This window comes from Aquiflexum balticum DSM 16537, assembly GCF_900176595.1.
GTDB classification, from domain to species: Bacteria; Bacteroidota; Bacteroidia; order Cytophagales; family Cyclobacteriaceae; genus Aquiflexum; species Aquiflexum balticum.
The window spans coordinates 5,471,421-5,496,707 of sequence record NZ_LT838813.1; the positions used below are offsets into that span (position 1 = coordinate 5,471,421).

General features: G+C 39.9%; 25 protein-coding genes. 15 read left to right on the top strand and 10 right to left on the bottom strand.

Translation table 11 applies throughout. The features are described from left to right. Positions 1-4: 4 nt before the first annotated feature. From B9A52_RS23180 to B9A52_RS23230, 10 genes are all read right to left on the bottom strand, one after another. On the bottom strand, positions 5-1,333 hold the full coding sequence (locus B9A52_RS23180) for an alginate export family protein (RefSeq protein ID WP_084122961.1): 1,329 nt from the start codon (positions 1,331-1,333) through the stop codon (positions 5-7). Between the two features lie 19 nt (positions 1,334-1,352). Then, on the bottom strand, positions 1,353-2,846 hold the full coding sequence (gene nrfA / locus B9A52_RS23185; protein WP_084122962.1) for an ammonia-forming cytochrome c nitrite reductase: 1,494 nt from the start codon (positions 2,844-2,846) through the stop codon (positions 1,353-1,355). Between the two features lie 27 nt (positions 2,847-2,873). Further along, positions 2,874-3,506 carry a cytochrome c nitrite reductase small subunit gene (nrfH, locus tag B9A52_RS23190; RefSeq protein ID WP_084122963.1) on the bottom strand — a complete coding sequence of 211 codons (633 nt, stop codon included), beginning with the start codon at positions 3,504-3,506 and terminating at the stop codon, positions 2,874-2,876. A 70-nt stretch (positions 3,507-3,576) separates the two neighbouring features. Further along, on the bottom strand, positions 3,577-3,879 hold the full coding sequence (locus tag B9A52_RS23195) for a cupin domain-containing protein (RefSeq protein ID WP_084123661.1): 303 nt from the start codon (positions 3,877-3,879) through the stop codon (positions 3,577-3,579). A gap of 707 nt (positions 3,880-4,586) precedes the next feature. Further along, complete coding sequence (locus B9A52_RS23205; RefSeq protein WP_084122965.1) at positions 4,587-5,294, bottom strand: DinB family protein; 708 nt, start codon at positions 5,292-5,294, stop codon at positions 4,587-4,589. A 10-nt stretch (positions 5,295-5,304) separates the two neighbouring features. Next, positions 5,305-5,592, bottom strand: a complete 288-nt coding sequence (locus B9A52_RS23210) for a hypothetical protein (protein WP_084122966.1) — start codon at positions 5,590-5,592, stop codon at positions 5,305-5,307. Between the two features lie 35 nt (positions 5,593-5,627). Continuing rightward, positions 5,628-6,476, bottom strand: coding sequence for a universal stress protein (locus B9A52_RS23215; RefSeq protein WP_084122967.1), 849 nt, complete (start codon positions 6,474-6,476; stop codon positions 5,628-5,630). A 231-nt stretch (positions 6,477-6,707) separates the two neighbouring features. Continuing rightward, a complete protein-coding gene (locus tag B9A52_RS23220; protein WP_084122968.1) occupies positions 6,708-6,995 on the bottom strand; it encodes a cupin domain-containing protein in 288 nt (95 codons plus the stop codon). Then, positions 6,992-7,384, bottom strand: coding sequence for a hypothetical protein (locus B9A52_RS23225; RefSeq protein WP_084122969.1), 393 nt, complete (start codon positions 7,382-7,384; stop codon positions 6,992-6,994). Before B9A52_RS23225 ends, B9A52_RS23220 begins: the two co-directional genes overlap by 4 nt. After that, positions 7,381-7,794 (bottom strand): hypothetical protein, encoded by a 414-nt coding sequence (locus B9A52_RS23230; RefSeq protein ID WP_084123662.1) that lies wholly within the window; start codon positions 7,792-7,794, stop codon positions 7,381-7,383. The genes B9A52_RS23225 and B9A52_RS23230 overlap by 4 nt, the downstream gene beginning before the upstream one ends. A gap of 208 nt (positions 7,795-8,002) precedes the next feature. Here B9A52_RS23230 and B9A52_RS23235 point away from each other — a divergent pair, with 208 nt between their 5' ends. From B9A52_RS23235 to B9A52_RS23300, 15 genes are all read left to right on the top strand, one after another. Continuing rightward, positions 8,003-8,584, top strand: a complete 582-nt coding sequence (locus B9A52_RS23235) for a TetR/AcrR family transcriptional regulator (RefSeq protein ID WP_084122970.1) — start codon at positions 8,003-8,005, stop codon at positions 8,582-8,584. Positions 8,585-8,600: 16 nt separating this feature from the next. Beyond that, positions 8,601-9,923, top strand: coding sequence for a TolC family protein (locus tag B9A52_RS23240; protein ID WP_084122971.1), 1,323 nt, complete (start codon positions 8,601-8,603; stop codon positions 9,921-9,923). Positions 9,924-9,930: 7 nt separating this feature from the next. Beyond that, entirely contained in the window at positions 9,931-10,980 is a 1,050-nt protein-coding gene (locus B9A52_RS23245) for an efflux RND transporter periplasmic adaptor subunit (protein ID WP_084122972.1), read from the top strand. Positions 10,981-10,990: 10 nt separating this feature from the next. Further along, the gene (locus B9A52_RS23250) at positions 10,991-14,110 is read left to right on the top strand and encodes an efflux RND transporter permease subunit (RefSeq protein WP_084122973.1); all 3,120 of its coding nucleotides are present in this window, start codon (positions 10,991-10,993) and stop codon (positions 14,108-14,110) included. A 544-nt stretch (positions 14,111-14,654) separates the two neighbouring features. Continuing rightward, the gene (locus B9A52_RS23255; protein WP_084122974.1) at positions 14,655-14,912 is read left to right on the top strand and encodes a PqqD family protein; all 258 of its coding nucleotides are present in this window, start codon (positions 14,655-14,657) and stop codon (positions 14,910-14,912) included. After that, positions 14,899-15,945 carry an ATP-grasp domain-containing protein gene (locus B9A52_RS23260; RefSeq protein ID WP_084122975.1) on the top strand — a complete coding sequence of 349 codons (1,047 nt, stop codon included), beginning with the start codon at positions 14,899-14,901 and terminating at the stop codon, positions 15,943-15,945. Before B9A52_RS23255 ends, B9A52_RS23260 begins: the two co-directional genes overlap by 14 nt. 19 nt (positions 15,946-15,964) lie before the next feature. Next, positions 15,965-16,828, top strand: coding sequence for an alanine racemase (locus tag B9A52_RS26270; RefSeq protein WP_231955387.1), 864 nt, complete (start codon positions 15,965-15,967; stop codon positions 16,826-16,828). Next, entirely contained in the window at positions 16,828-17,322 is a 495-nt protein-coding gene (locus B9A52_RS26275; RefSeq protein WP_231955388.1) for a type III PLP-dependent enzyme domain-containing protein, read from the top strand. Before B9A52_RS26270 ends, B9A52_RS26275 begins: the two co-directional genes overlap by 1 nt. Before the next feature lie 17 nt (positions 17,323-17,339). Then, positions 17,340-19,517 carry an urea transporter gene (locus B9A52_RS23270; protein WP_084122976.1) on the top strand — a complete coding sequence of 726 codons (2,178 nt, stop codon included), beginning with the start codon at positions 17,340-17,342 and terminating at the stop codon, positions 19,515-19,517. Then, positions 19,502-20,848, top strand: a complete 1,347-nt coding sequence (locus tag B9A52_RS23275) for a tetratricopeptide repeat protein (protein WP_084122977.1) — start codon at positions 19,502-19,504, stop codon at positions 20,846-20,848. Before B9A52_RS23270 ends, B9A52_RS23275 begins: the two co-directional genes overlap by 16 nt. A gap of 103 nt (positions 20,849-20,951) precedes the next feature. Next, positions 20,952-21,602 carry a tetratricopeptide repeat protein gene (locus tag B9A52_RS23280; RefSeq protein ID WP_231955390.1) on the top strand — a complete coding sequence of 217 codons (651 nt, stop codon included), beginning with the start codon at positions 20,952-20,954 and terminating at the stop codon, positions 21,600-21,602. 30 nt (positions 21,603-21,632) lie between these two features. Then, positions 21,633-22,106, top strand: a complete 474-nt coding sequence (locus tag B9A52_RS23285) for a c-type cytochrome (RefSeq protein ID WP_084122978.1) — start codon at positions 21,633-21,635, stop codon at positions 22,104-22,106. Between the two features lie 75 nt (positions 22,107-22,181). Continuing rightward, positions 22,182-22,802, top strand: coding sequence for a class I SAM-dependent methyltransferase (locus B9A52_RS23290; protein WP_084122979.1), 621 nt, complete (start codon positions 22,182-22,184; stop codon positions 22,800-22,802). 137 nt (positions 22,803-22,939) lie between these two features. Next, the gene (locus B9A52_RS23295; protein ID WP_084122980.1) at positions 22,940-23,467 is read left to right on the top strand and encodes an REP-associated tyrosine transposase; all 528 of its coding nucleotides are present in this window, start codon (positions 22,940-22,942) and stop codon (positions 23,465-23,467) included. Between the two features lie 279 nt (positions 23,468-23,746). Then, on the top strand, positions 23,747-25,147 hold the full coding sequence (locus B9A52_RS23300; RefSeq protein WP_084122981.1) for an MBL fold metallo-hydrolase: 1,401 nt from the start codon (positions 23,747-23,749) through the stop codon (positions 25,145-25,147). Positions 25,148-25,287: the final 140 nt, after the last annotated feature.

Genomic DNA, 25,287 nt, shown 5'->3' on the forward strand with positions numbered 1-25,287 from the left:
TTTTTTAGAGCAAAATACCGATGAATTTATTTTTCATGGTTGGTCTGAAAATTAGCATGAGGTAGGCCCAATTTTGGATTCCTTTTGGATTGCTGTTGTTTTGAATGTAAGCAAATGAATCGGTATTGAAAAATTGACTATATCCACTTTGAATGGAAAATGCTTCATTGACGATATAGCCCAAACTAAAATCCAGTTGTGTTCCAAAGTAAGGATCCAATTGATTTGAACTGCCCGGTTCTTCCAATCTGAAAATTTTATTCTGGGCAAAGAATGTATGGATGTCCCCTTGAAGAAAGAATTTTTTGCTGAAAGCATACCGGGACCGGATAAAATAATCTTCCAGACCCACATTCTCCTCATGTGTTCCTCCCACAAAAAACAAATCCATATACCCGTTGAATAAATGATTGGTGCCGTAAAGCGGGTTGTATGAATTGTTTGTTTCAGTCTCATTGTTGGCAGTGCCGCTGATATGTTCGGTACCTATAGATATAGTCCAAACTTTACCTTGTTCTAGGTTGATAGGAAAAGTATGGTTATAGGCAAGACTGAAATTATATGCATTCAGGCTTCTTCCTGCGATATCCTTTCCGAACTGGTGGTAATAAAAGGCAGATAGCTGAGAATTTCCTGAATTGTATTTTAAGGTGGGTACGCCTAAGGTAGACCTATAGCGGATTCCTTTTTCCAAAAGCGTGCCATTGGTATCAAAGTTTTGCCATTCACGCCCATCATTCCAGAACAATGCAGAAAACTGTACCTTTCCCCATTTGTTTTCATACCTGGCCATTTGGGCGATTTTATATTGGTTAGGGATTAAAAATGGCTGATCTACAAGTGCCTGTGCTGCTTGGTTATATGCCCCACCAAAATGGAATTTCATATTATCTTTTTCATGCATCACCAAAGCAAAATCATGTGCCCTTCCCTGCAATGCCCAATCCAAATTTCCCAAAAACCTAAAGTTGTCATAATTGAGTTCCTGTCTTCCCAATTTAACTTTCCAAGTATCCGAAATTTTGGCAATTGCCCAAGCCTCATGTAGGGACAGGAAGTTGTCCGAGGCTTTTACTTGCGGCGTATTTCCCCAAACCCTGACATCCTGTATGCTCATATAGAAAGTGAAATTTTCCATTTCATAGGCGGCTTGTAGCCTGGCACGATGACCGATAAAAGCGAAGGGTTTTTGATCCTCAGAGATAAGTCTTCCAAATCCGTTTCGGAACTCTGAACGCTGAAGAATTTGTCCGTCTATTTTGAATTGGGCAGACAGGTCCTGATAGGAGAGGAAAAATAAGATTCCCCAACCCAATATTAATAGCTTTTTCATAGCTGAAGGGATTTATTGGTTATTTGCTACTTAGGACTTTAACTTCTTTTTTAGCTTCCCTGGCTTTGCCTTCCTTCAGCCATTGCGGAACTACCTGCTCTAGGAATTTGGCTTTGTCTGCCCATTCTTTTTCCATATCAAGGCCAATGTAGGTCTGTAAAGCTGTTTTATCATTAAAGTCAGGCATATCTACAGGCTTATTGTGGCCCAATGAAGACAATAATCTGGTAAGTTGGATTCTACTTTCCTGAATTGTACTCATGGCCGAGGTGATAATCCTACTGGATTCCAAAGGGGCATGGAATGCCCCACCATGGGAAGCCACTACAAAATCCCATCTCCATTGTGCATGGCGTATACCTTTTTGGATATCTTTCATCTGTTCTTCAGTGGCACCTAATTCCCAAGCCTTTCCTGCTTCAATATGTGCCATCGCAATCTGTTTCTGTAATTTCGAAGACCCTTCTTTGACTTTTCGTTGGCGATCATAGACATCTGTCATCAGATCCTCCTGTTTTTCCCTGTGACAAACGAAACAGGAGTTTTCTACATTGCTGAGTGGTGAACCGATATGGTGGTCTGTGAATTTTTGTCCGCCCTCATTTTTGTAAGGCATATGGCAATCTGCACAGGAAACACCTCTTTTGGCATGTACACCCATTTCAAAAATTTCATAATCGGGATGCTGTGCTTTAAGCATTTTGGTTTTGCTGATGGGATGTGTCCAATCCGCAAAATCAATATTGTCATAATAATTTTCCATAGCTTCCACACTCAACCCATCTTTCCATGGGAAGGTGAGGTAATTTGCTTTTTCTTTTCCGGGCTTTGTCTTGTCAAAATAGTATTCTACATGGCACTGAGCACAGACCAATGAGCGCATTTCCTGATGAGAAGATTGATTGATGTCCTTGCCCATGGCTTCGAAAGCTTCAATCAAAGCAGGGCGGGTAATGGTAAGGTTCATGGTTTGGGAATTATGACAGTCAGCACATCCTATTGGATTGATGACCTCTGAACCCATACTTGATAATTTGGTGCTATAATATTCCGTAACCCCCAATTCACTCATCAACCTGGGTACATCAGGGCTTTTGCAGGTCCAGCAAGTACTTGGCATCACCCCATCACCAGGTTCCATGGGGGAGCCAATTCTGATAGAATTCTGCACATCTGTAATAGCATAAGCATGACCTCTGGGTTGGTTGTAATCTTTACTGAATGCATAGCCTGCCCATAAAATCACCAATTCTGGCTGGTCATCCAATACATCCTGAAAGCCACTTGTATTGTACATACTTTTAAAAGTGGTGTCCTGGGTTTTCATATAGGATTGATACTGCCTGGGATAATTCAATCCCCAAACAGAATCCCTGGGTTCAATTCCTTCTATCTGTACTTTGGGTTGATATGCAAATCTCGCCTCAGTTTTCCTGTCCATAATAGAATAGGCCAGCATGGCCAATAAAAAGACTATTACGGCTGTTAATCCAAAAAGAATCCAATTTTTCATGAGTATGTGGTTTTAAGAATGTCCTAATTACTGTTTGCTTTGTTGCATGCTTTCTTTAAGCCATTTGGGAATAATCTCCAGATCGGTTGGGGCATGGGCCCGAATGGGTTCAATTTGATGTCCTACAGAAGCCAGACTCCTTACTTTTCCATGAGGAACTTCCCTGTGGCATTCCCAGCAGATTCGGTCTGTACGATGCGGATGATGGTTTTCTACCAATCCGATCAATTTGGCATCTGTCACTTGGTCCTCATGGCACCTGATACAATTACTCTGTATGACCTTGATGGAAGGTCCCAAGGCTTTGATAACCTGGGGTTCGGCTCTCATTGTAAAAATAGAGGCATGGTACAAGCCATCTTTGGCTTTGAAAAAATATTTGTTTGCAATATTGTCATGAGGGACGTGGCAGTCATTACAATGGGCTACTTCCCGATGGGAACTGCGTGTCCAAGTGATGTATTGTGGTGTCATGATATGGCAATTCACACATGCCTGTGGATCATCCGACAAATAAGATGCGGCATTGCTTAAGCGTAATAAGTAAATCCCAAGACCAAAAATAGCAGCTACTAAAACAATCGCATAAGGTCTCCAAGCTCTAGGGGGGATTAAGCTGTATAGAAACAATTTTCTTTTGATGGATTGGAATTTACCCATACGGAGTAATCATTTATAAGACAAATCTACATCTTACAAACTAAAGAACCCAGTCGCAGATAATATTAATTTATGATGCTCCTTGAGACAAAATACAAAGGCTGTCCTCAATTGCTTCTACGGATTGGGTAATTTCAACTGGGATTTCAACTTCGTCATATTGGCCAAGTTCCACCACCCTTGATTCTTCCTTGTAAATGACCGCTCCTTCCAAAACAGTTAATTTTGATTTAACATGAGCTTTATGTTCAATCAAAATCATCCCTTTCTTAAACCCCATCATGAGAACTTTGAAACCTGTTCCATGGTGAAGCGACTTTGCAACGGGACTGTCAGCTGAATTCAGTTCCTCCTTAATTTTCTTTATTGTCATCTGTTTATTCATTTTAATATTTTCAGTCGAACAGTCTGGGCAATCAGTCACAATACCTTCCAAGAGCGTGACTCCGTCAATGTGGTGTTTCACAAAATCCTGAAAAAGCATATAGCTGTCTTGATGATTGTTGATATCGATCTGTTTATCTTTTAATTAATGTTCTGATTTTTCAGTCGTATTCCTGTTTTCCCCAGCAAACAGGACAAATCCCTTCGACAGAAATCAAGTCCTCTTTGTAATTTTCACTTTTAAAATGTTGAATGACGTTATCAATAATGTTCATGATTAAATATTCAGGATTTGTTTACCGTCTGTCACAGTGCAAGCATTCATAAAGTTTTTAATTTGGACTTACAGCTTCCATTTACATGCTATTGCAAAACTCAATCTTAATAAAGATGGACATCTTTAATGGAATAAGCATTACAGAGATAAAAAAACAATTTATGTTTATCACACATTTTGTGCTGCTTAAAAGAGGTGACCTGACATTTTTATCCGGTTTCTTAAGCCAAGTAATTTCTTCCTGGCAATTGCCTTGCTTCGGTCAGACTGCTTCTTGAATTTTAGGCATTTATTCTCTTCTGAAAATTAAAAGGTACTTCAACACATACCTAAATAGTAAACAACTATTCAATCAGAAAGACTTTATAGGCATTAAAAAAAAATCCTTGTAAATAAAAAAGAATTTTAATGGACTAAGGTTAAATGCGGTCAGGTTCACCTTTCAGAAGTTTAAGGTATACGGACATTTGCCCGCGGTGATACACCTCATGTTCTATCAACCTGTCCATCACAAACCACCAAAGACTTGAATCTTCCCCATTTTCATCTGTGACAATTTCAGAAAATTCCGATTCATCCAGGTTTTCAAGTATTGCTTCTCTTTTTGATTGCAGTCCTTGAAGTTTATTTATCAGTTTGGTGAAAGATCCACTGTCAACGTTTAAGTGGGGGCTATCAGTCCCCAAAACCCAAGTATACTTTTTCTCCTGCTTTTCCATCATATTCAGAAAGAGTTCATCAACATAAACGAGGTGGGCCGCAATATCCCCAAAACTCATGCTGTTACTGTTCAGCCTCCAATTGATAAATCCCGAGGGTATTTGTTGGAATCTATTTAAGGTCCTTTCCCTTACATCCCTGGAAAGTTTTGAAATTTGGGATTTCAATCCTAAAGAAGATGTTTTCTTGAAATCAGGAGATTTTTTATGCTCCTCAATATGATGTAAAAGAAGTTGCTGCAGACTCTCAAGATAGTTTTGAAGTGAATTTTCATCTATTTGACTTCCATTTTCAATCGGAATAGTAATTGGGTTTTCGTCCAGAAAACAGTACAGTTCAGGATAATGACTTTCAATTAACAAAGTGGTTTTTGTTATTTCATCAATTAATTTATGTAAATCTTTCATATGTCTTTTTTTAGAAGTTTGGACATATTATGGGCACGATCACGAATAAGTGAATAAAGAAAAGCAGAACATAAACCATACCCATGACCAATGGATATGAGATCATTTTACTTTTTGTAGTAGGAGTCAATAAGTGGGCGAAAAGACCATGTACACCGGCCATAAATAAAAAGAAAGGCAATATTGAAAAGATTTTCAGGAACTCTTTGTCAAAATTTTCGACTGCTATACCGTAAAAGTAAACCCCGATCAAAATTGAGAATATCAATAATCCCAGGTAAATTCTTCTTGCTATCATGATTTCTATCGTTTAATTGGCTGTTTTTAAATCCTTTATTTGATATGGTGTTGGTTAAAACTCAAAAGAGGTATCCTCGTTCTGAATTCCATTTTCTTGACCAGGTCTTTATGAAACAAATGGTCAATTATGCCATGCCTCTCTTTTTCCAGCATGACGAGCAGATCAAAATTATTTTTGGATAAAATTGATTCAAGGCCCTCAGCGATTGATGAAGAAAGATGATGAATCAATTCAATATTTTTATTCAAATTTCTATCCTTAAGCAATTCTTTAAACCACTCGATTTTTTTGGCTTCGAAATTGGCATCGTGGTTACTTATATGAACTACCCTAATAAGCGGCTGGAAGGGTTCCAGAATATGGATTAATTGTTCCAAGGCTTTGATATCTTCTTCATACAGATCACTTGCATAGAGTATTCTTTCAAATTCCATGGATGAAATATTTTCTGGTATGGCCAATACAGGAACAGGCGATTTGGAAAGAAGGGATTTGGTTGAACTTCCCACAATAATTTCCCGGGCCTTGCTACCTCCTTTAGTTCCGATGACGAGGATGTCAGGATTGACATCATGAATACAGGAAAGGACTCCATCTACCACAGATGGATTTTCAATGACATGGTAAATGACTTTTAGTCCTTCAACCGAATCTGATGAATATTGAACGAAGAGCTCATTTAATTTTTTTTCAGATTCTCTGATTGCCTGTCTTTCCATTTCGAGAGGTTCCTCCGTGTAAGGATAATCCCATGAAGTCGGAATGTCAAAAACATGTAACAAGTGGATTTCTGCATGGTGCTTTTTGGCCAGCTTTAGAGCAATGGGCAAAGCCTGTTCTGCATTTTTGGAAAAATCGGTAGTATATAGGATCTTTTTCATCTTTTTGGTCCTTTAAGGATTTGTTGATAACTAAATTTACATCTTATCACACTGTTTTTTTGTGACAATTATCATCTAACAGGCTGATTTTTATATAATAAAATAAAATTTCAAAAAAGGATCTTTTACTTTATATACCCAACAAGACCTTTTGAATTTTCATGAAGAATTCAATGGAACTTTTTTTATTAGAACTCCTCTGAATGGGGTTTTGCTATCCTTTCCAATTAATCACTTAACAAGGATCAGGCTGCTTTTGGAATGTGCCTTGATCCAATGTTTGACCATGGGTTCAATGTTCACATATTCACCTGTAGTGAGGGTAAGCTTAAGTCCTTTTTCATTTTCGAATACAGCTTCGCCTGATAGGCTGATCAATAAGGCAGGCACTTTTGAAATATGTTCTTTCAATTGCTCACCCTCCTGAATTTGGAGAGAGGTGACATTGCCTTCTGTGGTCTTGAATAGCAGTGCTGTTGAGACTTCTTTTGCTTCAGGATGTAAATCTTTGATATTCATTTTTTTGGATTTTTATTTATTGTGAAATAAGCAAATAACGCAAAGGCAAAAGTCATCACGATTCTGAAAACCATGGCTCCTAACGTTTTTGTCTCATAAATCCCTCCTGATTGGATGTGGAAAAGTAAACCGATAAATGCCACTGTTAAAATCAGAATGGATACGGCTAGGGTTTTATAGGTCCATGTTTTTGAAGTCATGATGCCATAAACAGCAATCAGGTATAGAAAACTGCTCAGGAAATTTGCCCATACTACAAACAAGACATAGTTCCCCTCCTTTTCTCTGATCTCAAACAAATCAAAAATCACCGAGCTGCTAAGAAACAATGTCAACAAGCCAAAGCCCGTTAATACGGCTATCACCAGATATAGCGAAAACTTTTTCATTTGAGAAAAAGGTCCTTCATTTTCAGAAAAGAAATTCCAAGCCAAACCACTGACACAGTCATCGCAATGGCCCCAATTAAAACCAACAGGGGCGGAAATCCAAGATAGACTTCCGCCAGAATTCCGATAGGCATCAAAAGACCTATCAAAGCCAACCACGAAATGATTTTTACACTGGGAAGTTTATCTCCAAACCGCAGCAACAAATAGCCTATAAGAATATTTAGGAAAGCAAAGAGATTGCCATGGACATGGGCAAGCCTGACTTCAAAATGTTTTCCTATACTGTATGAGTTCGCCCATTCTTCTTTGCCCGGAGCAAAGTCACGAAGATAAATCAAAAGGAAACCATAGGCCATAAAAAAACCCATTGTCAAAAAGCCAATTGCGATATTGTTTTTACCATTCATAAGATTTTTATAATCACTGGAGATCATACCATAATAATAAGGATTCTGAAACTTTTAAATTATGATAAAGGTCATCCTTTACCAGTATCTTTTATGGATAGCCTGTTGAGTGTATTTTCCGGTGATAAATATTCCATGAAAATTTTCTCCTGAAATTTTGAGTTTGAAAATAAACACTTATATTTGTAAGTAAATACTAACTAACATAATGGAAATCTCCGAAAGACAACTTGAAATTATTGAAACTGCGGGAAGAATACTGAGCGTTTCCGGTTTGAGCGGACTCACTACCAAAAATCTCGCTAAGGAAATCGGCTTTTCAGAAGCAGCACTTTATAGGCATTTTCCCAGTAAAGAAGATATCATTCTGGGTTTGTTGGATTACTTACGAACCAATATGGATGAACGTCTGGAAAAAGTTTTCATTCCTCATGCGGATCCAAAAGAAAATCTTATCGCTCTTTTTGAAAGTCAGTTCAGCTTTTTTTCCAAAAATCCTCATTATGTGGTGGCAGTATTTTCTGACGGTTTAATGGAAGGATCTGATAAAATCAATCAGGCCATCTTGCAACTGATGCAGGTCAAAATGAAATACCTGATGCCCATCGTAATGCAGGGACAGCAAAAAGGTACATTTACCCAGGCTATCACAAATGAAGAATTGGTCCATATCATCATGGGCTCCTTCCGCCTGCAAATGTTTAAATGGAAAATTTCAAACTTCAAATTTGACATCAATAGACAGGGCAGAAATATGCTCGAAGCATTGTTGACTTTGATTAAACAGTAAAAAAATTTCTAAAATAATGTTAGTAAATACTCACATACATAAATTAATATTGGTACTGCTCCTGATCATCAGCACTCAAGCAAAGGCTCAGGTCAAAGAATGGTCTTTGGAAGCATGTATAGATACTGCATTGGTGCAGAACAAGAACGTACTGATTGCAAAAAACCAAGGGGAAATTGCCCAGCTTAAAAATCAGGAAGCAAAATCCCAACTGCTGCCAAAGGTTTTTCTTCAAGGAGACTACCGGTACTTTACAGAACTCCCCTACCAATTGATGCCGCAATCTGCTTTCGGTGGGCCTGAAGGAGTGTTCAAAGAAATCCAATTTGGTGTTCCTCATAATATCAGTGCCAATCTGACCTTTAAAATGCCCCTCTATGACCCACAAGTAATGGGAAGCATCAAGGCATCGGCAGCTTATCAGGAACTTACTTTTTTACAGGAAGCCAAAACCAAAGAACAGGTATATCTGGAAGTCTCGAATCTGTATTATAATGCCCAGATATTGAAAAACAAACTGGCATTTATCAGAGAAAATCTCTCCAATAGCCAAAAATTGCAGAAAAATATACGTCTGCTTTTCGAACAGACTTTAGCACAGCGGACTGATTTGGACAAAGTACTTTTACAAAATCAACAACTTGAAAGTGCCGCAATTCAAGTAGAAAGTCAGTATGAAACTGTTTTGAGAGCACTGAAATTTGTTATGGGACTTCCTTTGGATACTGAAATGGAAATTCCTTTGGAGATCCATTTGAAAGAAACAGAAGAATGGACAACCCAAAAAACCTTGGACGAAATGATCCAAGAGAAAAAGCACCTGGTCAGTCTCCTGGAACTCTCAACCCTAAAAAACAGCAGAATCCCTAATCTCGCTCTATATGGCAATTATGGACAGACAGGTTTTGGTTTTACAGGAAATCCGGAATCTTTTCTGAATTTCTTTCCCGTAAGCTTTGTGGGAGTTCAATTGAGCGTACCGCTTTTCAATGGAACTGTCACTCATAAGAAAATCAATCAGAAAAAGATTGAACTACAAAACGACCAATTACAACAGGAGTTGATTGCCCAACAAACGGATATGCTGCACCAAAATGCCTTACTCCAAATCCAAGTAGCTAAAAACCAATTACAGACCAGTCAGCAACAAATCCTTTTGGCCGAATCAGTTTACCAAAGAACGCTGCTACAACAGCAGGAAGGTTTGGTAAGTCTTTCCGAAGTGTTATTGGCTGATAATGCATTGAGGGACGCCCAGCAAGACTATATCAATACCATGGTCGAATACCTCAAAGCAAATCTTGACATCAAAAAAACCAGTGGAAACCTTTTGAATTGATATTAAAATGAAAAAGATCTTATACATCCTGATCCCTTTGGTCTTAATAGGACTGGTGGTGGCAAAATTGCTCACAAATAAGCAAATCGCTGAAGAGCGGGTCTATCTTTATGATCGTGAGCAGCCTGTACAGGTTACTGCCATGCGAGTAAAACAAGCAAGCCTTCAACCTGAATACAGCTTTACCGGCACCTTAGATCCCAATAGAGAAAGTAAGCTCAGTGCTGAAATTCAAGGGAAAGTCAACCGTATTTTGGTAGAGGAAGGCGCAACTGTCAGAAAAGGACAAGTACTTATCCAATTGGATGATACCTTGCTACAGCTACAGCTGAAGGCCGCTGAAGTCCAGGTCAAAGGCTTGGAAGCCGACCTTAAACGTTATCGCGTCCTGGTTGAAAATGAAGCCATACAGGGCATACAATTGGAAAAAACTGAATTGGCACTTGAAACAGCCCAAGTTCAGGTCAGCACCCTCAAAGAACAAATCAATAAGTCCCAAATCCGTGCTCCTTTTGATGGCATCATTACTGCCCAACTTACAGAGGAAGGTGATTTTGCAGCTCCCGGAAAACCACTGCTGCAACTTACGGACATTAGGCAACTCAAATTAGGAATTCAGGTACCCGAAAAAGACCTTAAGCTTTTTGAATTAGGTAAAGTATATACGGTCAGTATTCCTGCCATCCCTGTGGAAATCAACGGAAAAGTAAATCTGATAGGAAGCAGAGGAAATCCTGCCAATAGTTTCCCGGTGGAAATCATCGTTTCTAATCTGTCCAAAAAAGAAATCAAAGCAGGAATGTTCGGTAAATTAATCCTAAAAGACAATACAGAAATTACCGGAATTTTGATCCCTTCTGCCGCCATATTGGGCTCCGACCTCGAACCTCAGGTGTATATCGTCAATGAGGGCAAAGCAATGATCCGGAATATTCAGATTGAAAAAAGGATGCAGGATCAGGTTATTGTCCGCTCCGGACTTAAAGAAAATGAAGTCGTTATTATCGGAGGTCTGATCAATGTATTTGAGGGTGCTTCAGTAATAACAAACCTTTAATCCTACCGCCATGAACATTACCTCCATATCAATCAACAGGCCTTCGCTGATAATTGTGCTTTTCAGCGTATTTATCCTCTTGGGCTACATAGGATTTACCAATCTTTCCTATGAGCTGATGCCTGACTTTAATCAGCCGGTTGTGGTGATTAAAACTGTCTATCCAGGTGCTGAACCGGAAGAAGTGGAAAGCTCGGTTTCACAAAAGATAGAGGATGCACTCTCCAATCTGGAGGGCGTAGACTACCTGGTCACCAAATCCCTTCCCAATGCATCAGTAGTAATAGCCAATATGAAATATGGTGTGGATCTGGACAAGGCCATGTTGGATGCCCAACGCTATATCGATAATATCCGAAAAGATTTACCCGAACAGGTTCTTTCTCCGGAAATGAGCAAAGTGTCGCCCAATGACCTGCCCATCATGTCCATTACGGCTACAAGTAAATTGAGCAGTACCGCTTTTTACCAAAATATGATAGATGAATACCTCCCTCAAATTCAGCAGATAAAAGGGGTAGCTGAAATCACTGTATTGGGTGGTGAGCAACGGGAAGTTCAGGTCAAAGTAGACCAGGAAAAACTGCGTCAGTACAAAGTTTCCCTCAACCAGGTAGTAGAAGCTATCAACCGCTCAGGTCTGGATATTCCTGCCGGAATAGTCCAGACAGATAAAAAACAGAGTTCAGTCCGACTGACCGGAAAATTCAATACCCTGGAGGATTTCCAGCATGTACAGGTTGCTATGCCCATTCAGGGAAGTCCTGTTTATGTTAGGGATTTAGCTATTGTGAAGGACGGTATCAAAGAAATCACCTCTGTCAGCCGCTATAATGGTCAGGAAGGCATAGGCCTCATGCTTAAAAAGCAAGGAGATGCCAATGCTGTAGATGTTTCCCGCGCCGTTCGGGAAAAACTATCACAACTCGAAAAACTGCATGCTGCCGAAGGGGTAAGTTTCATCATCGCAGATGACAGTACCGACAATACCATTGCAGCGGTAAATTCCGTGGTATTTGATCTGATTTTAGCCGTGATTCTGGTTTCATTGGTAATGCTGCTTTTTTTGAGAAGTTTCAGAAACTCCCTTATCGTCTTGGTGGCTATTCCAACTTCTTTGGTCACTGCGTTTGCGGTGATGTGGATCTTGGGCTATACATTGAACTTAATGACTTTGCTGGCCATGTCGCTGATTATTGGGATTTTGGTGGATGATGCCACGGTGGTTTTGGAAAATATCCAGAGACACTTGGATATGGGCAAAAAAAAGCGGAAAGCTGCTATGGAAGGGCGTATGGAGATCGGATTTTCTGCAATTTCGATTACCTTGGTGGATGTGGTGGTTTTCCTGCCAATTCTCTTTCTTCAGGTATTTGTTGCAGATATGCTGAAACAATTTTCAGTAGTGGTCATCACCTCCACCTTAACCAGTTTATTGGTAGGTTTTACGCTGACTCCCTGGATGGCATCAAGAATCGGTAAATCTGAAGATCTGCAACCCAGCAATGCCTTTAACCGGTTTTTGATCTGGTTTGAACTTCAATTGGAACATTTTATTTCCTGGTACGGGAGACAACTTGCCTGGGTGTTGGATCATAAACTGGCTTTTGTTGGAATAGTTCTGGCTCTTTTTGCAATGACCGGCTTAATCTTGAAACAGGGAATTATCGGCAAAGAGCTGATAGCTACCGGAGATCAGGGGAAATTCAGGATATATCTGGAATATGATAAATCCACAAGCATCAAAGAGAACAATATCAGAACACTTGAAGTAGAACAATTTCTGCTTCAACAGCCTGAAGTATCCACAGTGTTCAGCAATGTGGGTGGCCCTTCTACCGGAATAGGAAGTTTAGGGGTAGGTTCAGCTTATAAGTCTGAATTGACGGTGCAATTGAAAGATGCCAAAGAAAGAAACAAAGTCCCGACCGAAACCTACATGAAAAATGTACGGGAAGAATTGAAAAAAGAATTTCCAGGAGCAAGCTATGGGATGTCGGCCTTAGGCTTGGTTCCCCGGTCTGCACCCATAGAATTGACTCTTAGTGGACCCAACCAGGATAAAGTCATGGCTGAAGCCAAAAATTTAAAAACCGTTATTGAAAATATTCCCGGAGCAGACTTTGTCAAATTATCCGTGGAAGAAGGCAGTCCTGAATTTCAGATCATCCCTGACCAGGACAAGTTACAGCGATTAGGCCTCAATAATGCCTATGTTGGCTTGAATGTGAGAAATGCGCTCAGTGGCAACGATGATGCTACTTTGACGCAGGAGGGTACTGAATACCCCATTCGAATACAATTGGATAATTTCAACAGACAGAATTTTGATGATGTAAAGCGATTGCTTTTGGTCAATCCCATGGGAATACCCATCGAACTTTCACAGGTCGCGGAGATTGTGCAGGACAAATCCCCTTCCCTTTTGGAGAGGAAAGACAGACAGCCCGCGGTGACCATTACGGCCGATGCCCTTGGAAGACCATCAGGAACAGTAGCGGATGAGGTGGTAGCCTATTTTAAGGAAAATCCCCTTCCTGAAGATATCAGCTATGTTTGGGGATCGGACATCAAAAGGCAAAATGACAGCTTTGGGGCTTTGGGATCTGTTCTTTTGATTTCCTTCCTCTTGATTTATTTGATCATGGTGGCCTTATATGATAGTTTCATCTATCCTTTTGTGGTCTTATTTTCAATCCCTGTGGCAGTTATAGGTGCTTTCTTGGCACTCAACCTTTCTATGAACAATCTCAGTTTGTTTGCCCTCCTCGGCCTGATTATGCTGATGGGCTTGGTAACCAAAAACGCCATCCTGATAGTGGATTTCACCAATCAGCTTAAGGAAAAAGGCTATTCCGTCCGAGATGCCCTGATGGAAGCCGGAAAAGGCAGGATGCGTCCTATCCTGATGACTACTTTGTCCATGGTATTTGGAATGCTCCCTATTGCCCTGGCTGCAGGCACTGCTTCCGAATGGAAAAACGGATTGGCATGGGTGATAATCGGTGGACTGCTTTCCTCATTGATACTGACTGTATATTTGGTACCTGTGGTCTATGAAGCTATCGAAATGCTTAGGCAAAAGCTTAGTAGAAAACCAAGTGACGAAATAGAAAAGAAGGTAGCGTAACAGAAGTCTATATAAACCCGCTTCTCAGGATTTGCAATCCCGAGGACAGATAATGGGAATTTGTAATTAAATGCTCCTCGTGATTTGTAATCCCGAGGACAGATAATCGGAATTTGTAATTCCACTAGACCTAACTCTAAACTACACCAGGATTACAAATCCTGTTTATCTGTGGTTCGACATTACAAATATCGAACAGCAGCTACTAAGGATTTGCAATCCCGAGGACAGATAATGGGAATTTGTAATTCCAAAAGGACCAACTTAAATCCGACCAATATTAGAGTACATTCTATCTAGATTTTGAGACGAACATTCGGTAAAAATAACTGCAACTTGTGAGCAGCAATCTCAGAGACAAAACCTAGAAATTTAAATTTCTACAAAAGTCTGGGAAACATTCAATCTTCCTAAAGAAAAAAAGAGCGCACCCAAAGATTATTTCCCATATATTTCATAAATCAGGTGACAAAAGTCATAAATACTCAGATAATAGATAGCTACCTTCAAGGGTGCATTAAATAAACCTCAAAATCTCCTAGCCATGCTAAAAATCAAAAAAAATATCGCCATCAGTGATTCTGGGTTTGTGTTTGACCCCGGTACGGGTGATTCCTATTCTCTGAATCCAACCGGATTGGAAATAGTACAGATGATCAAATCGGGCAAATCCTATGAAGAAATACTTCAAGAAATGATAGCGAAATATGAAATGGATGGGGAATCCTTTGAGAGATACTTTTATGACTTCACCACTACACTTAAGCAAATGAAACTTACGGAAACCCATGGAGAAGAGTAAATTAACGGTCGCTTTATCCGGACTTAATAATATTGACAGCCCCGGGCCGGGAATACCGGTCACACGGGGATTACGGGATTCTCTTAAAATTGATCCGAAAATCATCGGATTGGCCTATGATAATCTGGAACCCGGACCTTATATGCATGAGCTGATTGACAAAACCTACAAGGTGCCCTACCCTTCCGATGGAGTTGAGCCACTATTGGAAAGAATCAGATACATCCATGAAAAGGAACACATTGATGTGCTTATTCCCAATTTTGATTCAGAACTTTTCACGTTCATGAAATCAGAAAAAGTGCTAAAAGAGATGGGTATCAGGACTTTTCTTCCTACCATGCAGCAGTTTGAAGAAAGACATAAATCCAACCTGCCTCAGTTTGGAGAAAAATATGGCGTGAAAGTCCCATACAGTGAGCCCATTGGCAGTATCATGGATTTTAGAAAAATCGAGGACAAATTTGAATACCCTGTAGTCGTCAAGGGTAAGTTCTATGATGCCTACATTGCCTATGATTTCGAACAAGTAGGGATTTATCTCAATAAAATCGCGGCCAAATGGGGACTACCTATCGTAATTCAGGAATTTGTCAAAGGTACGGAAGTCAATGTGGTAGCACTGGGGGACGGGAATGGCAATACTATTGGAGCGGTACCTATGCGAAAAACGTATATTACAGATAAAGGGAAAGGCTGGGGCGGAATCACTTTAGAAGACCCTGTGATGCTGGAATTGACCCATAAGATCATTTCCCAAACCAAATGGAGAGGTGGTATGGAACTGGAACTTATCCGGACTTCAGACAATGAACTCTATATGATAGAAATTAACCCAAGATTACCTGCATGGGTCTATCTGGCTGTTGCCGCCGGACAAAATCTACCGGAAGCACTGGTCATGTTGGCTATGGAAATGGAGGTAAAGCCCTTCACCCACTACGAAGTCGGGAAAATGTTCATCAGGTATTCCTATGACATGATCTGCGATTTGAAAGAATTTGAACAGCTCTCCACTAAAGGAGAACTTTAAACAGCAAAATGAAATAGCCATGACCAAATTAATATTCGAAAGGCCCACCATACAGCGCATCAATGCCGGGCTGCCCAGTAAATACGGCATGTCGCACAAATTGGAACCCATCAGTCATATAGACAATGTTTCTATCAAATCCTTAATAGATTCCTACGGTTCTCCCTTATTTATCATCTCTGAATCCACCATCAGAAAAACCTACAAAAATGCTTTTAGGGCCTTCAGTTCGCGGTATCCGAAAGTCCAATTTGCATGGTCTTATAAAACTAACTACCTCAATGCGGTCTGTAATATTTACCATCAGGAAGGTTCCTGGGCGGAGGTAGTTTCGGGCTTTGAATACGACAAGGCCTTGGCCAACGGCGTACCGGGTGAATTGATCATATTCAACGGTCCGGATAAAAGCAGGCAGGATCTGGAAAAAGCCATCAAAAAAGGCTCCCTGATCCATATCGATCACTTTGACGAATTATATGAGATTATTTCCCTCTCCAAAGAAATCGAAGAAAGACCCAAAGTAGCCATTCGTGTCAATATGGATACCGGAATTTACCCCCGTTGGGACAGGTTTGGATTCAATTATGAAAACGGTGAAGCCTGGGATGCCCTCAACCGGATCATGGCCAACAAAAAACTGGATTTATTGGGTCTGCATACCCATATCGGAACTTATATGATGAGTACGGATGCCTACAAAATAGCCGCAACCAAATTGGCTTCACTTGCAGTCAGGTTGGAACAAAAACATGGGCACGTCCTTCAATATATTGATATGGGCGGTGGTTTTGCCTCAAAAAATACCCTCAGAGGGGCATATTATCCGGGACTGATACTACTCCATCATTTGATGACTTTGCTGAGGCCATTACTTCAGCACTGATGAGCAGTGAAATCAAACCTGATAACCTTCCTATGTTGATTTTGGAAAATGGTCGTGCGCTGATTGATGATGCCGGTTATTTAGCGGGTACAGTTCTTGCCAATAAAAGATTGGCAGATGGCAGAAGGGCTACGATTATTGATGCAGGTGTCAATATCTTGTTTACTGCATTTTGGTACGAACATGACATCAGGCCTGTGGAACCAGTCTCCGAACAGACAGAAGATACAACCATTTATGGGCCATTATGTATGAATATTGATGTCATCAGGGGAAATGTTATGTTCCCTCTCCTTAAAAAAGGAGATCAATATGTCATCAGAAGAGTTGGGGCCTACAACAACACCCAATGGCTGCAATTCATCAGCATGAGACCTAATGTAGTGATGCTTGATGCAAAGGGGAATCCACATTTGATCAGAAAAAACGAAACGCTGGAAACCATAAATTCTCAGGAACTGACACCTGAACACCTGAAAAATTTCGACCTATAACCATATTTGACTTAGCCATGAAAAAACTGGCATGGTTTCCGGAAGCACTGTTCAACAGCTACGCACAGGTATTCTTTTCCAATAACAAATGGTTTGGAATTATCCTGTTATTGCTGACTTTCGTGGATTTCTATGTAGGAATCTTTGGACTGATATCAGTGACCACTGCATTGTTTACCGGCTATTTTATCGGCCTCTATGAAAATAATATCCGGCAGGGTTATTATGGATTCAATTCATTGCTGGTAGGTGTTGGCCTGTCCATCTACTTCCAACCCAGTCCGCTGCTTTTGGTCTTGGTGATTATCTCAGGAATGCTGACGGTATTTTTATCGCTTGCTTTTGAGGGCATTTTGGGAAAATATGGCCTTCCCTTTCTGAGTTTGCCTTTCATCCTTGTTTTTTGGATACTCAGGTTGGCTACCCGAGAGTTTGAATCTTTGGGATTAAGTGAAAGGGGCGTTTATGTATTGAATGAATTATATCTACTGGGTGGAAGGAATTTGGTCACCATGTATGAATGGTGGAACCAAATCCCATTTCACACCTCTTTAAAAACATATTTTCTTTCCATTGGTGCAATTTTCTTTCAGCAGAATGTCTTTTCGGGTTTTTTTGCTGCCCTTGGTTTATTGATTTATTCCAGAATAGGTTTCACGCTTTCTTTGTTGGGTTTCTACATTGCCTACCTGTTTTATATTCTGTTGGGTGTTCCCTTCTCGGAGGTTTCTTACAGCTACATAGGCTTCAATTATATCCTGACCGCCATCGCATTGGGAGGCTATTTTATCATCCCGAATAGAAGCACCTATTTAAGCCTGTTATTTATCATCCCCATCACTGCGGTGATAGGTATTTCCCTTCAGCAAGTTTTTAATCTTTTTTATTTGCCGGTGCATTCATTCCCATTCAATGTGACCGTATTGCTGTTTCTCTATGGACTGAAATTCAGGGTGGACAATCGGATAGGTTTGAGTACCATTTTCTGGCAACAGCAATCGCCGGAAAAAAACCTGTATAACTTTCTCACTTTCCAGGAGAGGTTTGGCAAAGGAAGTCCATTGCCCATTTATTTACCCTTTTTCGGGGAATGGACAGTGACCCAGGGTCATAATGGAACTTTTACCCACAAAGACGATTGGAGACATGCTTGGGATTTTGAAATTCAGGACGAGCAGGGAAAAACTTACCAAGATGAGGGAGACTTTCTTACAGACTACTATTGCTTTGACAAAAATGTATTGGCTCCTGCAGATGGAGAAGTTGAAACTTTGGTCAATGACATAGAAGACAATTCAATTGGAAAAAGAAACCTGGATAAAAACTGGGGCAATACAATAGTCATCAAACATTCGGAATTTTTATTCAGCAAACTCAGTCACCTGAAAAAAGGCTCCATATTGCCAAAAATCGGGGACAAAGTATTTAAAGGAGAAATCATTGCCAAAGCCGGAAATTCAGGCAATTCCGCTTATCCGCACCTCCACTTTCAGTTGCAAGCCACTCCTTTTATCGGTTCTAAAACCATCGATTATCCTCTTTCAGATTTTTGGATGAAATATGAGGAAAAAGAAACTTTGGAGGCAGTCGGTAATCCTCCAATGCTGGCAAAAGTTTCCACTTTAACTCCTAATCCGCAACTGAAAAAGGCCTTTTCTTTTGTCATTGGCAACCAAATCCAATGGGAAACCAATAAAGGGGAAAAAGTCATTTGGGAAGTAAAAAGGGACTACTTGCTCAATACTTACCTTGAATGTAAAGCAACAGATTCCAGAGCTTTTTATAAATTGGATGAAGGGACTCTCCATTTAATCCATTTTGTGGGTAACCGGAAATCTTTGTTATATCAATTTTATTTGGCTGCTTATAAAATCAGCTTTGGATATTCCAATAAGCTCCAATTGAGGGACAGTTTCCCGGTAAATATGGTCTTCAATCCAAATAGGATATTTTTTCAGGATATTATTGCACCCTTTTATCGGTTTTTAAAAGGAGAGTATCTTCTTTCCTACCCCGATAAGGCAAGGGGATTGGGGCAGCAAAATATAGTGCTCAATGGTAAGGCAATCAAATCAGCGTTCGGGAAAGAAATCGAACATTCCGAGTTTCTATTTCAGATTGGGGCCAATGGATTACAAAATTTTCAGTTTAAAAACAAAAACCTTCAAACCCAGGCAAAATGTACAGGAAGCTGATCTTATTCGTCTTGATATGGGGGATGGGTCTTTCAGATAAACTCTCCGCCCAAGAAAGTCTTCCACAGATGGACTTATTGACCTATCAACTTTTTCAGCAAAAAGCTTGGGATGAACTGATCAAGGAAGGAAATAAAGCCATTCAAAATGGGATGGATTATTACTATTTGAGGGTAAGGATGGGGATAGCCTATTATGAAAAAACCAATTACCATGATGCCATCCACCATTTGGAGAAAGCCATAAAAATGAACAACGCTGAACCTTACCTTCAGGAATATCTTTATTATGCTTATTTATTTGCCGGAAGGAATGCGGAAGCAAGACTGATTGCAAAAGATTTCCATCCTGCATTGAAAAAAAAGACTCAAACCGAGCAGATATCCGGTATTGGAAAGATTGATTTGGCCTATAACTATACCGGACAATCTGATCCTGCTGTGCTTGATGGGTTTACTGCGGAGGTACCTATTGAAATTGACGGCGCTCAGTTTATTCCAGACAAACACCATTACTATTACCTGGGATTCGAATTGAACATCGCACCAAGATTTTCATTGTATCAAGGCTATTCCTATCTACAAGTCGATCACTTGTTGTATTCGCAGTTTGCGGGTGAGGAGTTTTTGGACGGGAATTATTCTTCCAGTTTGCACCAATACTATGTGGCAGGAAATTTTCTTTTGAGCAAAGGCCTTTCCCTATTAGGCGGAATTCACTTTATGAGAAGAATTTTCCCTATGACCACGGAAATTATTACGGGCCCGCCGGGAAGACCCGTAGCAACACTCACGACTTCCAATGTGGGTGAAAATGATTTGGTATGGTTCTTATCCCTTTACAAAAGGTTCAACAAGGTAAGCCTTGGAGCAACCTATTACCGGGGTTCCCTTTTCAATTTCACCCAAAACCAAGGAGACGCGAAACTGATCTACTATCCCTTTGGTAACCTGAATCTATACACCCAATCTACATTTTCTTACCATCTGCAGGATTTTGGAAATGGGAACACGATTAACAATTCGGTATTCGATCAGCAAATAGGTTTCAAAACGACCCCATGGCTTTGGGTAGAAGGGTACGGAACCATCGGAAACATGAATAATTTTTTGATGAATGACGGACTTGTGGTCTTCAATAGGATGGACACCATCAAGCAGCGGCTGGGCGGAAGGTTAATTATGCTCGCTGAATCTAATTTGAAATTAACCTTCGACTATACCTTTTTCAGGAATGAAAGTGAGTTTTTCCCTTACTCGGGAAATGAAAGTTTCAATAAACAAGAATACAACATACGATCCCTAACAGGCATATTAACATGGACATTCTAAAATTTAAAGACATGAAATCGAGTATGACGAAAATCGTCACACACTGGGATGATTATAATACATGCGAGATTCCAACTGACCTCTAAAAAACAATTATAAACAGATGAAAAAAACATTAAATAAGCTAGTTGGCCTGACTTTCAATACTAAATCCATTTTCCTGACAATAATCTTGTCCGGAACCCTGAGCATCAGTGCTTTTGCTCAGGATAAAATCATTGATGCTTTTAAGCAGAGTTATTCGCTTGAAAAAACCGAAAATTTCAAAGGGGCCATTGAGTCCTTAAAAGCAGTGTATCAGAGCGATTCCTACGAGCTGAACCTCAGACTTGGCTGGTTGACCTACTTGGCAGGACAGGTGCAGGAATCAATAGATTACTATTCCAAGGCTGTTTCCTTGGAGCCTTATGCCATCGAACCAAAACTGGGATTGGCGCTACCGCTTTCGGTACAAGGAAAATGGGATGAAATAGAAGAAATCTATCAAAAAATTCTACAGATAGATCCCAATAATTCCTTAGTCAATTACAGGTTGGGCTTGATTTATTACAACAGGGGGAATTTTGATAAAGCTGATCCCTATCTGGAAAAAGTTGTCAATTTGTATCCCTTTGACTATGATGGGTTGATTTTATTGGCCTGGAACAAACTTAACCTACAAAAAAGTAGGGAAGCAAAAGTATTGTTCCAAAAAGTACTCATGAACAATCCTGATGATGCTTCCGCCCTGGAAGGTTTGAAATTGATCAAATAGTAACCTTTCCCTGATCAAAAAAAAGAAAAAATGAAAACCGAAAAAATAAATCTCCTACTCACAGTCCTGATTGCGACGTCATTTCTCTTTGGATTCAGCCTGAAAGAAACTAACATCTACAATATTGTTCCCGAACTCACCAAAGGTAAAACAGATGATATCAAAGGGCTGAAACTCATGTCCCAATATTGCCTTTCCTGTCATAACCCCGATATGGGTGGTGGTCATGCCAGTCGACTGGGTCCGCCGATTTTCAAAGTCAGGGAACACTATTTCAGAGAAGGAATTTCCAAAGAAGAATTTACATCAAGCATACTCAACTTTGTAAAAAACCCTAGCCAGGATAAATCCAAGATGCAAGGTGCTGTAAGAAACTTTGGATTGATGCCGCCACTAGTGATACCCCAAGAGGATTTGGAATTGATTGTCAATTATATCTACGAAAATGACCTTTCTTCTGAAGCATGGAAAAAGGAGTGGAATGAATTTAAAGTCAGCCTTTGACTTTAGAAAGAATCAAGTAGGTCATAAAACTGTAGAAATTTAAACAAAGACTTAAGAAAAACTTTAAAAGCAATAATGATTCAGACTCCTTCAAAATCTTATTGGGAAAACATTTATACGACCAAAGACACACAAAAAGTAGGCTGGTACCAACCGCGACCTGCCTTGACTTTGTCTTTGATGGAAGAACTTGCCATACCCAAAGATTCTCAAATTATTGATATTGGCGGGGGGGATAGCCATTTGGTGGATTACTTGTTGGCCGATGATTACAGGAATGTGACTGTGCTGGATATTTCTGCCAAGGCTATCGAAAAAGCAAAACTGAGATTAGCCGAAAAAAGTGAACTTCCCGATTGGATAGTATCAGATATTCGGGATTTCGAACCCCATCGCCAATACGATTTATGGCATGATAGAGCCGCATTCCATTTCCTGACAGGAGAAGAGGACATCAAAAAATATGTGGAAACAGCAAAAAATGGAATCATTGAAAATGGTTTGATGATTATAGGCACTTTTTCGGATAAAGGACCTGACACCTGCAGTGGCCTGCCTGTAAGGCAATATGCATTGGAAGAATTGCAGCAAACCTTTTCAGCCTATTTTGAAACTGTCAGAAGTTTCAACAAAGATCATATTACTCCTTCAGGACTAAGTCAGAATTACAGCTTTTGTGTTTTCAGAAAAAAATAAAATGAATTGCTCCTCGGGATTTGCAATCCCGAGGACAGATAAATGGAATTTGTAATTCCAATCGAAAACCATTGCTTTAAACTCTGACTTTCTTTATTTTTATTTTATCCTTTACAATTCTTCAAACTTTTTACAAAATGGCTTTTTCATACAGTATCAAAGATCAAGAGGCTTTACATTTTGTCACATTTACAGTTCATCAATGGGCCGATGTATTTACCCGAAAAGATTATGTTGACATTTTGGTTGAAAGCATCAATTACTGTCAAAAAGCAAAGGGATTGAAAGTTTATGCTTGGGTGATTATGACCAATCATTGTCATTTTATTTTGAGCAGTGACAAAGTTCCATTAAGTGATATCATTAGAGATTTAAAAAAATTTACTTCAAAAGAAATTATAAAGGCTATTGAATTGAATCAGTTTGAAAGCAAAAAACGTTGGCTTCTTTGGCTCCTAAAAAAGGATGGGCATATTTGGTTTTGGGAAGAAGGCTACCATGGCGAAGAGATATTTTCTGCTCCATTTTTAGAATCCAAAATCAATTATATTCACCAGAATCCTGTCAGGGCTGGAATAGTAGAAAAGGAGGAAGAATATATAAACAGTAGTTGTGGTGAGTTTTATGGTATCAGAAAAAGTAAAATTGAGCTATCTCCCCTATAAAGCTCCTCGGGATTTGCAATCCCGAGGACAGATAATAGGAATTTGTAATTCTAGTAGTTCCCTCCTTTAACGAGACCAGGATTACAAATCCTGTTTATCTGGAGTTCGCCATTTCAAATGGCGAACAGCTTAACAGCTGAACAGTTTTTCCCTTAGGTAATTTTTATCACACTTCAAAGGGTTATATTAAGCTTATATTTGTAATCATAATTTCAAAAAGCTTGGAATTTTAGTGTAAACCTAAGCTTTAAATAATCAGAAAATAAAAAATAGAAAAATATGTTCTTCGAACTCGTTTATGACAAAAGTTTGGCGCAGGCCAGTTATGTAATCGGATGTCAGGCAGGTGGAGTAGCCGCTGTAATCGATCCAAAAAGAGATGTTGACACCTATCTCAACATTGCCAAGGCAAATAACATGAAAATCACTCATATTCTGGAAACCCACATCCATGCGGATTTTCTGAGTGGTTCAAGGGAATTGGCGGCGTTGACCGGTGCAGAAATGTACTTGTCAGATGAGGGTGATGAGAATTGGAAATACGAATTTCCTCACAACAAACTCAAACATGGTGATGTGGTCAAATTGGGTAACCTGACTTTTGAAGTCATCCATACACCGGGCCATACCCCGGAAAGTATCAGCTTCTTGTTGACGGACAAACCTGCTACCAATCAGCCCGTAATGCTATTTACCGGTGACTTCGTATTCGTAGGAGATGTGGGAAGACCTGATTTGTTGGAGCAGGCAGCCGGTCTCAAAGGAACACAGGACATTGGCGCTGCACAGATGTTTGATTCCTTACAGGAATTCAACAAACTGGGAGATTATATACAGGTTTGGCCAGGACATGGTGCGGGTTCTGCCTGTGGCAAAGCCCTAGGTGCCGTACCATCAACTACAGTAGGCTACGAAAAAATAAGAAACTGGGCCTTACAGCTTTTGGATAACAAAGTAGCTTTTGCAAAGGAATTGTTGGCAGGTCAGCCTGAGCCTCCAAAGTACTTCGCCATGATGAAAAAACTCAACAAGGTGGACAGAAAATTGGTGACCGGGGTTCCTACGATCAAAAATCTTACGAAAGAAGCATTCGAAAAAGTAAAGCAAGAAGGGTTGAAAATAATTGATACCAGAGCTTGGGAAGATTATGCGAAAGGATTCCTAAAAGGCACATTGAGTATCACCAATAATAATTCCTTCTCCACTTGGATGGGCTGGTATCTGAATTATGAAGAAAAATTCATCATCATTGCCGAGGAAAACCAAGTAGAGGATATTACAAGAAAACTGATGAGAATTGGTTTGGATAACCTTTCAGGATACATCACCCCTGCCCAATTGGACACTTTTGAGAAGGGAAATCTTGAAACTTACACGCCAATAGATAAAGAAACCGTAAAAGCTAAATTGGACGAAGATGTTCAGGTAGTTGATGTAAGGGGTGCCTCTGAATTCAATCAAGGTCATATAGAAGACGCAGTCAATTTATTTGTCGGCAAACTTCCCCAGAATCTTGACAAAGTATCCAAAGACAAACCAGTCATCATCCATTGTCAGGCAGGAGGCAGAGCGGCTATTGCCTACTCTATCTTAAAAGCCAATGGATTTGACAATATCCTGATCTATTCAGGTGGATGGAATGATTGGGTAGCTGAAGAGAAAGTATTGGTTAATGGTTAATTGTGATTGATTAATAGGCTGAAAGGCCAGTTTTTAGAAAAGCCCGGGAAAACCGGGCTTTTTTTTTGCTCCTCGGGATTTGAAATCCCGAGGACAGATAAATGGAATTTGGAATTCCAGTACAACCCTCCCTATACGAG

Coding starts and splice junctions, on each gene's coding strand:
- B9A52_RS23180 (WP_084122961.1), bottom strand. CDS start 1,333: ATGAAAAAGCTATTAATATTGGGTTGGGGAATCTTATTTTTCCTCTCC.
- nrfA (WP_084122962.1), bottom strand. CDS start 2,846: ATGAAAAATTGGATTCTTTTTGGATTAACAGCCGTAATAGTCTTTTTA.
- nrfH (WP_084122963.1), bottom strand. CDS start 3,506: ATGGGTAAATTCCAATCCATCAAAAGAAAATTGTTTCTATACAGCTTA.
- B9A52_RS23195 (WP_084123661.1), bottom strand. CDS start 3,879: ATGACAATAAAGAAAATTAAGGAGGAACTGAATTCAGCTGACAGTCCC.
- B9A52_RS23205 (WP_084122965.1), bottom strand. CDS start 5,294: ATGAAAGATTTACATAAATTAATTGATGAAATAACAAAAACCACTTTG.
- B9A52_RS23210 (WP_084122966.1), bottom strand. CDS start 5,592: ATGATAGCAAGAAGAATTTACCTGGGATTATTGATATTCTCAATTTTG.
- B9A52_RS23215 (WP_084122967.1), bottom strand. CDS start 6,476: ATGAAAAAGATCCTATATACTACCGATTTTTCCAAAAATGCAGAACAG.
- B9A52_RS23220 (WP_084122968.1), bottom strand. CDS start 6,995: ATGAATATCAAAGATTTACATCCTGAAGCAAAAGAAGTCTCAACAGCA.
- B9A52_RS23225 (WP_084122969.1), bottom strand. CDS start 7,384: ATGAAAAAGTTTTCGCTATATCTGGTGATAGCCGTATTAACGGGCTTT.
- B9A52_RS23230 (WP_084123662.1), bottom strand. CDS start 7,794: ATGAATGGTAAAAACAATATCGCAATTGGCTTTTTGACAATGGGTTTT.
- B9A52_RS23235 (WP_084122970.1), top strand. CDS start 8,003: ATGGAAATCTCCGAAAGACAACTTGAAATTATTGAAACTGCGGGAAGA.
- B9A52_RS23240 (WP_084122971.1), top strand. CDS start 8,601: ATGTTAGTAAATACTCACATACATAAATTAATATTGGTACTGCTCCTG.
- B9A52_RS23245 (WP_084122972.1), top strand. CDS start 9,931: ATGAAAAAGATCTTATACATCCTGATCCCTTTGGTCTTAATAGGACTG.
- B9A52_RS23250 (WP_084122973.1), top strand. CDS start 10,991: ATGAACATTACCTCCATATCAATCAACAGGCCTTCGCTGATAATTGTG.
- B9A52_RS23255 (WP_084122974.1), top strand. CDS start 14,655: ATGCTAAAAATCAAAAAAAATATCGCCATCAGTGATTCTGGGTTTGTG.
- B9A52_RS23260 (WP_084122975.1), top strand. CDS start 14,899: ATGGAGAAGAGTAAATTAACGGTCGCTTTATCCGGACTTAATAATATT.
- B9A52_RS26270 (WP_231955387.1), top strand. CDS start 15,965: ATGACCAAATTAATATTCGAAAGGCCCACCATACAGCGCATCAATGCC.
- B9A52_RS26275 (WP_231955388.1), top strand. CDS start 16,828: ATGAGCAGTGAAATCAAACCTGATAACCTTCCTATGTTGATTTTGGAA.
- B9A52_RS23270 (WP_084122976.1), top strand. CDS start 17,340: ATGAAAAAACTGGCATGGTTTCCGGAAGCACTGTTCAACAGCTACGCA.
- B9A52_RS23275 (WP_084122977.1), top strand. CDS start 19,502: ATGTACAGGAAGCTGATCTTATTCGTCTTGATATGGGGGATGGGTCTT.
- B9A52_RS23280 (WP_231955390.1), top strand. CDS start 20,952: ATGAAAAAAACATTAAATAAGCTAGTTGGCCTGACTTTCAATACTAAA.
- B9A52_RS23285 (WP_084122978.1), top strand. CDS start 21,633: ATGAAAACCGAAAAAATAAATCTCCTACTCACAGTCCTGATTGCGACG.
- B9A52_RS23290 (WP_084122979.1), top strand. CDS start 22,182: ATGATTCAGACTCCTTCAAAATCTTATTGGGAAAACATTTATACGACC.
- B9A52_RS23295 (WP_084122980.1), top strand. CDS start 22,940: ATGGCTTTTTCATACAGTATCAAAGATCAAGAGGCTTTACATTTTGTC.
- B9A52_RS23300 (WP_084122981.1), top strand. CDS start 23,747: ATGTTCTTCGAACTCGTTTATGACAAAAGTTTGGCGCAGGCCAGTTAT.